Annotated in this window: 9 protein-coding genes; 4 read left to right on the plus strand and 5 right to left on the minus strand. The window is 42.4% G+C overall.

The features are described 5' to 3' along the window. Nucleotides 1-318 precede the first annotated feature (318 nt). Nucleotides 319-1,155 carry a metallophosphoesterase gene (locus tag QUA53_RS20670; protein ID WP_333099500.1) on the plus strand — a complete coding sequence of 279 codons (837 nt, stop codon included), beginning with the start codon at nucleotides 319-321 and terminating at the stop codon, nucleotides 1,153-1,155. A 160-nt stretch (nucleotides 1,156-1,315) separates the two neighbouring features. Here QUA53_RS20670 and rppA read toward each other — a convergent pair whose 3' ends face one another. The 3 genes from rppA to QUA53_RS20685 form a co-directional block, all read right to left on the minus strand. Beyond that, nucleotides 1,316-2,002: a two-component system response regulator RppA gene (gene rppA / locus QUA53_RS20675; RefSeq protein WP_333099498.1), complete on the minus strand. Its 687-nt coding sequence runs from the start codon at nucleotides 2,000-2,002 to the stop codon at nucleotides 1,316-1,318. A gap of 52 nt (nucleotides 2,003-2,054) precedes the next feature. Continuing rightward, complete coding sequence (locus tag QUA53_RS20680) at nucleotides 2,055-2,705, minus strand: glutathione S-transferase family protein (protein WP_333099497.1); 651 nt, start codon at nucleotides 2,703-2,705, stop codon at nucleotides 2,055-2,057. Between the two features lie 153 nt (nucleotides 2,706-2,858). Continuing rightward, a complete protein-coding gene (locus tag QUA53_RS20685; protein WP_333099496.1) occupies nucleotides 2,859-3,116 on the minus strand; it encodes a hypothetical protein in 258 nt (85 codons plus the stop codon). 198 nt (nucleotides 3,117-3,314) lie between these two features. On the opposite strand from QUA53_RS20685, the gene hisG reads away from it, so the two are divergent. Next, nucleotides 3,315-3,959 (plus strand): ATP phosphoribosyltransferase, encoded by a 645-nt coding sequence (gene hisG, locus QUA53_RS20690; protein WP_333099495.1) that lies wholly within the window; start codon nucleotides 3,315-3,317, stop codon nucleotides 3,957-3,959. A 157-nt stretch (nucleotides 3,960-4,116) separates the two neighbouring features. Here the strand turns inward: hisG and QUA53_RS20695 are convergent, their stop codons facing one another. Then, entirely contained in the window at nucleotides 4,117-5,574 is a 1,458-nt protein-coding gene (locus tag QUA53_RS20695; RefSeq protein ID WP_333099494.1) for a response regulator, read from the minus strand. A 598-nt stretch (nucleotides 5,575-6,172) separates the two neighbouring features. Beyond that, nucleotides 6,173-6,370 carry a hypothetical protein gene (locus QUA53_RS20700; RefSeq protein WP_333099493.1) on the minus strand — a complete coding sequence of 66 codons (198 nt, stop codon included), beginning with the start codon at nucleotides 6,368-6,370 and terminating at the stop codon, nucleotides 6,173-6,175. Nucleotides 6,371-6,554: 184 nt separating this feature from the next. On the opposite strand from QUA53_RS20700, the gene QUA53_RS20705 reads away from it, so the two are divergent. Next, entirely contained in the window at nucleotides 6,555-6,779 is a 225-nt protein-coding gene (locus QUA53_RS20705; protein ID WP_333231765.1) for a helix-turn-helix transcriptional regulator, read from the plus strand. Between the two features lie 313 nt (nucleotides 6,780-7,092). Then, nucleotides 7,093-8,540, plus strand: a 1,448-nt coding sequence (locus QUA53_RS20710) for a DUF262 domain-containing protein (RefSeq protein ID WP_333099489.1), incomplete at its 3' end; no start/stop codon positions are given.

Consider the following 8,540-nt stretch of genomic DNA (forward strand, 5'->3'; position numbering starts at 1 on the left):
GGAATGCGAGTCTGAGGAGGATTGATAGCGTTTTAAACAGATTGTTACGCAAGTCATAATATTATAAAAATGCTGTAGTAGTTGGGGACGTAAGACCCAACAATTTTGCAATAAATCCTAAAGAAAGATTGGGGATTTAGGTTTCAATTCTCTTGACTTAATACCACTTTTTGCATCTATAATTGTAGTCATTAGTCAGCAATTATTAGTCATTAGTCTGATGACAGGGGGAAAAGGGAAGAATATCTACTTTTGCAGTCTTGCCTGTTTATTTGCTAAGCTAGAGTTGGCGCTCTGTCATCAATAAACCTTAGATTTATGCACAGGTTATTAACTGGGAAACTGCGAATAGAGTATTTAACAATACCAATCGCTAATCTTCCAGCAAATCTATCCGGTACTAAAATTGTACAGCTTACTGACTTTCACTATGACGGGGTTCGGCTGTCGGAATGGTTGCTAGAAAAGGCGATTGCTGCAGCTAATGAAGCTGAACCCGACATGATTTTTTTAACCGGTGACTTTATTACCTACGATCCCGCACCTATTTACACCTTAGTGGAGCGATTGAAAAACTTGCACAGTCGGGTGGGAATTTACGCGGTTTTGGGCAATCACGACCACTATTGGCCGGGAGCAAAGAAAGAGGTTGCTAATGCTTTAAATAGCGTCGGGATTCTGGTTTTGTACAACGAAGCAATCTATCCCTTGGGGCCCCAATTGGCTTTAGTTGGGCTAGCAGATTTTTGGTCGGGCGATTTTGCGCCTAAACCTGTAATGGCATCAATAAATCCCGCCATTTCTCGGATTGTATTGTCTCACAATCCTGATACTGCTGAAAAGCTGCAAAATTGGCGGATTGATTTACAGTTGTCTGGGCACACTCACGGCGGTCAAATTGTTATTCCTGGTATCGGCCCTTTGTACGCTTGGGTGAGAAAAATTGGCTATTTGATTCCTAAACGAATCCGAAAGTTCATTCCTTATCTTTCGGCTTGCGATCGAGTAGTTACTCACTGGGAATGGGCTAGCGGTTTGCATCAGGTTGGGAGTAATTTGCTGTACGTGAATCGGGGTTTGGGAACTTATTCGCCGGGAAGGCTATTTTGTCCCCCGGAGGTGACCGTAATTACTTTGGTTTGTCAAGATATGTAAGGGCGGGTTTAGGGTGCACACTTTCCCGATAATAGATAATATAGCAGAGGGAAAAAAGAAGAAGGAAGTTCGGCAACGAGCACTGTACAAGATGTAATGGATGTCAGGGAGAAGGAAGAGGGAAGAAGCAAGAAGGTTTTTTGTACAATGTCTATTATTTTTAATTTGCTTCTCCAAAGCGATAGCCTCTGCCGTAGACTGTTTGGATTAGCACAGATTCACCCGGTGCTTCTATTTTGCGCCGCAGCAGGCGAATTTGAGCGGCTAATACATTGCTGCTGGGTTTTTCGGTTTCAGTCCATAAATACTGGTGTATTTGTTCGTGTGTTAGCAATTGACCGGGGTGGCGCATTAAGTATTCTAATAACTGACATTCTTTTTCTGATAAATCAATTGTGCGATCGCCCCGATAAGCTAATTGATTGTCGTAGTCTAGCTGTAAATCTGCAACTTGCAGCCGTCCGACAGCAACCTCGGCATCAAAAGTAGGAGGCCGCCGCAGCAATGCGCGGACTCTGGCTAGCAGTTCTCGCAGTTCAAAAGGTTTGACTAAATAGTCGTCTGCACCGGCGTCGAGTCCTTGTACGCGATCGTCTACGGTATCTTTGGCGGTGAGAAATAGCACTGGCGTACTCCTTCCTTGCGATCGCAACTTCTGGCAAATTGCCAGTCCGGTTTGTCTCGGCAGCATCCAATCCAAAATTAGCAAATCGTAATTTCCCTGCATTGCTAAATTGCTGCCACTTGCTCCGTCAAATGCCACATCAACTGTATAACCTTCGCGGGTTAAGACTCGACTCAAAGGGTCAGTTAACTCAACTTCATCATCAACTAAAAGAATCCGCATCCTGATTTCAAATTTGAGATTTGAGATTTTAGGTTAAGTAAACTGATTTTTCCTAGATTTTAATGTGTGGAATACTTTCCGTTTCGCTGCAAGCTGCTGCTATCCATTCCTCGATGGCAGGCAAGGCCAAAATCGCATCTGCATAAGCTTTTGCTACTGAATCTAATTTGACTCCGTAGGTGACAAAACGCATGACAACGGGGGCAAACATAGCGTCAACAATTGTGAATTTTCCGAACAGCATATTGCCACCTGTCCCGAATTTTTGGCGGCATTCGCGCCAAATGGTAAAGATGCGATCGATATCTGCTTCGACACCGGCAGTCATCCCTTCTCCCGGATAGCGGTTGCGGCAGTCCATCGGCATATTTTCGCGCAAATTTTGGAACCCCGCGTGCATTTCGGCGGCAATGGAACGGGCGATCGCCCGTTCCGCTACATCTGTCGGCCACAAATCATTTGCAAAGCGATCTGCAACGTATTCGCAAATTGCTAAAGATTCCCACACTTTTAAGTCGCCGTCGATTAAAACTGGCACTTTTCCCGAGGGAGAATAGCGCCGAATTTCTTCATTGGTTGTCGGCCAGTCTAAGGGGATTCTCACCTCGGCAAATTCCAGTCCAGCTTGTTTCATCGCCAGCCAAGCGCGCAGCGACCAAGAGGAATAATTTTTGTTGCCGATTACCAGAGTCAATTTCGTCATAGTTTAGCTTTCAGCTATTTGCAATCGCCAGTTAAATTCTAATTTTTAGACTTGAATACACAAAGGTGTGATACACAATGACGATCCTCTTCGAGGGCTTCGCTAACGGGCGCTCTGCCCGTTTTCTGCACCAGCCTCTGCAAGCATTTTACATTAACAGCCTCCCACCGTTCCGCGTTTTTCTGCAAACTGCGATCGGGGGGCGCGATCGAACACGCTTGATTGCACATGGAGCGAGAAGCCTCTGTCCCTGGGAACGCTAGCCTGGTTAGCGCTCGGTACAGCTACTGTATAGTCCATTTCCTCCCGCTCTACACCACCGCCTGAGAGGATTTCATCTACTGTAATCTTTTTCAGGGAATCCGCGTCTACACTGTGAAAATTTTCGTCAAATTCTTGATGGTTTTCCATACCGACCGCCGTTTAAAAAATTGACTCAATAAAAAATTACTAAATATAATATATCCTCAAACAATGGATCGAGCAATACCCGAAATTTATTTTTCGCTCTGAACTCTATGTGTTATTCTGAGTTTGGTAAAAGCTGTTTCTGCTTAGGCCGCGATCGCCCCCTTTCCAAATTAAGAAATTTACCCTCTAAAAATTGACATGATTACTGTTGCACTTCCCAAAGGTGGATTGTTAGGAGATAGCATTCGGCTGTTTAAATCGGTTGGATTAGACTTCAGTGCTTTTCTCGATTCCTCTAACCGACAACTTCAAATTTATGACCCTACAGGCACTGCCAAAGCTTTGCTAGTAAGGACGCATGACGTACCGGTTTATGTGGAATACGGTCAAGCAGATTTGGGAATTGCTGGCTATGATGTTTTGCGGGAAAAAAAGCCGAAAGTTGCCAATTTAATTGATTTAAAATTTGGCAAGTGTCGGCTGTCGGTGGCAGTGAAAGAATCTAGTTCTTACCGACGAACGGTGGATTTGCCTCCTCACGGTAGAGTTGCTTCTAAGTTCGTCCACTGTGCAAGAGAATATTTTCACAATTTGAATTTGCCGGTGGAAATTGTGCCGCTTTACGGTTCTGTGGAGTTGGGGCCGATTACGGGTATGTCTGAGGCTATTGTGGATTTGGTTTCGACTGGCAAAACTTTGCGAGAAAATGGTTTGGTGGAAATTGATGTTTTGTTTGAAAGTTCAGCTTATTTGATCGGTCATCCTCTGAGTTACCGTTTGAATGCCGGAGGTGTGAATGAGTTGATCGAGAAGTTGAGAGAGCAAGTTTTGACTGCTGTTTGATGCTAACTCCAATTAGAGTAGACTTATTGCATAAATCTTTCATTAATAGGGAAAGCACAGACGCAACGTAGATGCAATGCAGGATAGTTAGCAACTTTTGCAATAGGTCTAAACTATTGTGGGCTGGACACGCCAGCCCGCCCTAAAAGTTAAATCTTTATGAAGTGCTACTCGCAGGTATAAAACCTAGTTTTTCCTGGCAGCGATTTATATAAAAACGGACGACTGTATCAGCAGGGTTTTGTTCGATTAGTTGCTGAAAATATCCCAAGGCGGCGACAAATCTTTCGGATTGCCATCCTTTAATTCCTTTGTCAAATAAACCCTGGGTAAGCTGCTTTGCCTCCGAGTCGGGACAGGAGGCACTCCAGATTTCGTAGATTTCAATAGCTCCCTGCTTGCCGCGCGGCGTGACTCGATCGATCCAGCGATAGTAATAATTGTTGCTGGGCAAATGGCTGTCAGCAGCAGTCGCCCCAGAAGTAGAAATAATACTCTCCTGTGTTTCCCCTTCTAAGTCGCACTTTAATAATAGACTTTCTTTTGAGTGGGAGTTGGAACTTATGCCATTTAGAAATTCTCTCGCATGAACAATGGCATTTTCGCTAACAATAATTTGGCAACCGTATATTTTAGTTAAATTTTCTAACCGAGAAGCTGTATTTACCACATCGCCGATGACTGTAGAGTCCATGCGGCGATCGGAACCCAAAGTGCCGATCATGCCGATACCTGTGTTAATTCCTGTACCAATATTGACTGGAGATTCTAAATTGTATTTGTGGCGACTGGCATTAAATTCTTGCAAAGTTTCTTGCATTGCTACTGCGGCTTCTATCGCATCCATGGCGTGAGAATTGGGCTTGTCAAATACTGCCATGATTGCATCGCCTAGGTATTTGTCAATAAACCCGCTGTGAGAGGTTATGCACTCGTTCATTTTAGTAAAAAAAGCGTTCAACCATTCAAAAGTCTCGCGAGCTTGTTGAGATTCGGCGATCGTAGTAAACCCGCGAATGTCACAGAATAAAACAGTCAGCTCTTCTTCTGTGGCATTGCCCAACTGAATAGATTCTATTCCTTGCGGCGCAATTCGCTCGAGAATTTGCTCTGGCACAAATAGCTGAAATTTTTCTGAAAGATATTCGTTTGCTTCCCAAGCTGCGGCGATTTGGCGTTTGCTTTGCTCTTTTACCTGCTGGTTGAATTGGGAAGATACAGCTTGCGATCGCATTTGACTCAACTGCAAAATATTTTCCACTTTTGCCAGAAGCAAGCGACTGTTAAAAGGCTTTGTTAAATAATCATCGGCCATCATTTCTAACCCTTTGATGCGAGAGGTATCGTCATCGAGGGCAGTTAAAAAAATCACCGGTACAGTTTGCAATGCCGTATCCTTCCGCAGGATCTCGCACACATCAAAACCGTCCATCTCCGGCATCATAATATCTAGTAAAATTAAATCGGGTCGAGAGGCGCGGGCAAGGGAGAGCGCTTCATGACCAGATAGCGCTGATACTGTAGCGTATCCTTTCATGAGCAATAACTCTTCCAGTAAAATCAGATTAGCTGGCTCGTCATCAACCAACATGATGCAGGGCGACTTGTTTGACATGGAATAGGATAGGTAAAGTTTGGCCACCGATCGGCAAGGAGGAAGGATTTAGGTATTTAGCTACGATTGACGTACGATCGCCTAGAAATCGGATTTTTTCCGAAAATACTGCATGCAGACTTTTAATCGGGGTAAAAAACCCGGTTTCTTTAGTCTAATAGCGTCCAGAACTGATTGTGCTGTGTTCTTTAGTCTTTCCCCTCGTTTCTGAACAGAGATGTCCCCGATCAATCGCCGAAATAGTTGAGTTAGGTTACTATAAGTTGATTTTACATTCAATCTAAAATTTCTCTACTATTGAGTTTAGCGTTTCGCATCATGAAATGTAATAAATTACACCTCTGTGGCAGTGAACCCAGCATTAGTGGCAGTTGGAAAAGTAGGAGGCCCAGCAGTGGCAAATACAATAGTGCGATCGAAGACAGCCTCACGTAGGGCTGTTTTCTTTTTCCCTAATAGTCCTGGACGCACGGGTGGTCAGAAACCGAGTTTTTTTACGAAAATCCTCGGCTGTAGTCCGCAGATTAGGTAAAAAACCCGGTTTCTTTGTCGGGAGTGCGTAAGTTCTGCCTAAAAAACCGATTTCTACGATCCGTTATCACTCCTGATGTGTCAAATCAGTGCGATCGGGCAAAGCAAACACAACTTTCAATCGGATATCGGGGACTCGCTGGCGACACAACTGAAGATGTCCGTCGGCATCCGATCGATTGCGGTATCGCCCGACAATCGCCCATTGCAAATTGGGAAGCAAACGGGCAACCGCCCAAGGCTTCAAGCACTCTTTATAGGTCATAATTGGTTTATCTCCATTGCATAAGGGAGCCACAGCCAGCGCGGACACTTGGTAGGTAGAGGCGCTGGCTTTTGACTTGATTATTCATTTTATAGCGCTAGCGCATATACGTCAATACATACGCTTAAATACATAGGTGTGAAAATTCTAGTTCTGACACTCAAATACTCATAAGCTAATGGGTATGTATCGAGTAAAAGTTAGAGTCAAAGAGCTTTGCGAAGAGCGGAACTGGAGCCTTAACGAACTAAGCAGACGTTCTGGTGTCACATACACTACCGTTCGCCGTTATGCAATGCAGCCAATGGCGAAGATAGAAATAGACGCAGTTAGCCGTATTAAGGAAACGTTTGGCTGTTCTTGGGATGAGTTGTTGGAATTGCTTGGAGATAATTCTTTTGAGGAGTGAGTGCGATCGCTTGTTCATTTTTATAGGAGGGATGAGGGGTGCGATCACTATCTGGACGATTGCTTTGAGCGTGGAAATGAAATTAATGTTAATTTTTTCAGCTTCTTGCTGAAATTGTGATCTCTACTAAGCGTCAATTTGTGCCTTATCTGATGAGTACGCTGTAATGCTTGCACAAATAAGAAAGAAAATAGCTAACCCTATTATGAGGTGTGTGATATCATACTTGTATGAGAGAAACAGAACTAGCGTCTAACTATTAGCTCAATGGCTGCAATTAGAGTTAAATATTCATAGTGAAAACAGAGATATTATGAGCATTACTCCAAAAGGTATAAGTGTATTAGAGTTGTACCGACTTTATAGAACGAAAAAGTTAATCGTCAACCGTAGATATCAACGCAAGCTTGTATGGACAAAAGCGGAAAAGGCTTGTCTCATAGAGAGTTTATTACTGAATTATCCAATTCCATTGATTTTACTTGGAGAATTCAAAAGTAGTGAAGGAGAAGATATATATGAAATAATTGATGGAATGCAAAGACTTAATGCAATATTCAGTTTTATTGAAAATCAGTTTACCGTTCAAGAAAAATATTTTGATTTAACTAAACATCCCTTTGCCAATCAGTTATGTCAGGAAGGTGTATTTAAACCTACATATCCTGAAAACAAGCCACCAAGTTTTTTGGATAATGATGAGTGTGCTAAATATTTAGAATATTCCCTAGCGGTCACAATTTATAGAGCAAATTCGATTACAGAAATTGAAGATATTTTTAACCGAATCAACTCCAATGGTAAACATTTATCAGCTCAAGAAGTAAGACAGGCAGGAGTGACAACAGAATTTTCAGGATTAGTGAGACAACTTGCTTCTGAAATTCGTGGTGATGTCTCCAAGGAAGAACTGCCACTCACAGATATGCCCGAAATTAGTATTGATGCTAAATCGATCGATCTAGGCTATGGAGTGCTTGCGGAAGATACATTTTGGTGTCATCAAGGGGTTTTACGTGTTTCTGGTTTACGGGACAGCGAGGATGAGCAGCTAATAGCAGACATAATACTTTCTGTAGCATTGGGAAAGCCTTTTGCAGCTAGTAAAGAAAACTTCGACTCTTACTATGGAAAAGGTGAAGATAATAATTTAGATGAAATCCAACTAGGAATTGCTAAATATGGATCAGACAATCTGAAACAAGATATTAAAACGGTTCTATCCCACATCAAAAATGCAATTAAAGCCTCAGCAGTCGATAACGAAAAAAACTTTTTAAGAAATATATTGAGCCGTCGTCCAGGAGTGGGAAATCCAGTAAAAGAACCTTTTTATACGTTGTTTATGACTTTTTACGATCTTATTATAAAAAACTCACAAGAGCCATTTGACTATGAGCAAATTTTTAAGGCTGTATCGGGCTTGATTGAGAAGATTAAAATGAGTCCAACTACCACAACAGCAAATAGAACTCACAACCTAAATCTTACTAAAGGCTTGGTGCAAAATTATTTTAAACCATCAAATAGTTCGACTCGTAGTAGTGGGTCATATGCTGTAGATTTTGAAGTTTACTTGAGACGCTCAAAAACTGAGGCTCCTAATTATGATTTTAAACAAGGGCTTTATAGTTTAGACGAAAAGAATAGAAAATTTGATGATGAAAATTTTGATAAAATTCTACAACCCACATTCCGCAGATGTGGGTGGAATTTTTTTATCAGTTGTGAAAAGTTGGAACCCCAAAGTTTTTCCGTTTA

Origin of the sequence: Microcoleus sp. Pol12B3 (assembly GCF_036701355.1) — a bacterium.
Lineage (GTDB): Bacteria > Cyanobacteriota > Cyanobacteriia > Cyanobacteriales > Microcoleaceae > Microcoleus.

What these genes read in the sequence shown, in the direction of transcription:
- QUA53_RS20670 (WP_333099500.1), top strand. Translation starts at nt 319, where the DNA reads ATGCACAGGTTATTAACTGGGAAACTGCGAATAGAGTATTTAACAATA.
- rppA (WP_333099498.1), bottom strand. Translation starts at nt 2,002, where the DNA reads ATGCGGATTCTTTTAGTTGATGATGAAGTTGAGTTAACTGACCCTTTG.
- QUA53_RS20680 (WP_333099497.1), bottom strand. Translation starts at nt 2,705, where the DNA reads ATGACGAAATTGACTCTGGTAATCGGCAACAAAAATTATTCCTCTTGG.
- QUA53_RS20685 (WP_333099496.1), bottom strand. Translation starts at nt 3,116, where the DNA reads ATGGAAAACCATCAAGAATTTGACGAAAATTTTCACAGTGTAGACGCG.
- hisG (WP_333099495.1), top strand. Translation starts at nt 3,315, where the DNA reads ATGATTACTGTTGCACTTCCCAAAGGTGGATTGTTAGGAGATAGCATT.
- QUA53_RS20695 (WP_333099494.1), bottom strand. Translation starts at nt 5,574, where the DNA reads ATGTCAAACAAGTCGCCCTGCATCATGTTGGTTGATGACGAGCCAGCT.
- QUA53_RS20700 (WP_333099493.1), bottom strand. Translation starts at nt 6,370, where the DNA reads ATGACCTATAAAGAGTGCTTGAAGCCTTGGGCGGTTGCCCGTTTGCTT.
- QUA53_RS20705 (WP_333231765.1), top strand. Translation starts at nt 6,555, where the DNA reads ATGTATCGAGTAAAAGTTAGAGTCAAAGAGCTTTGCGAAGAGCGGAAC.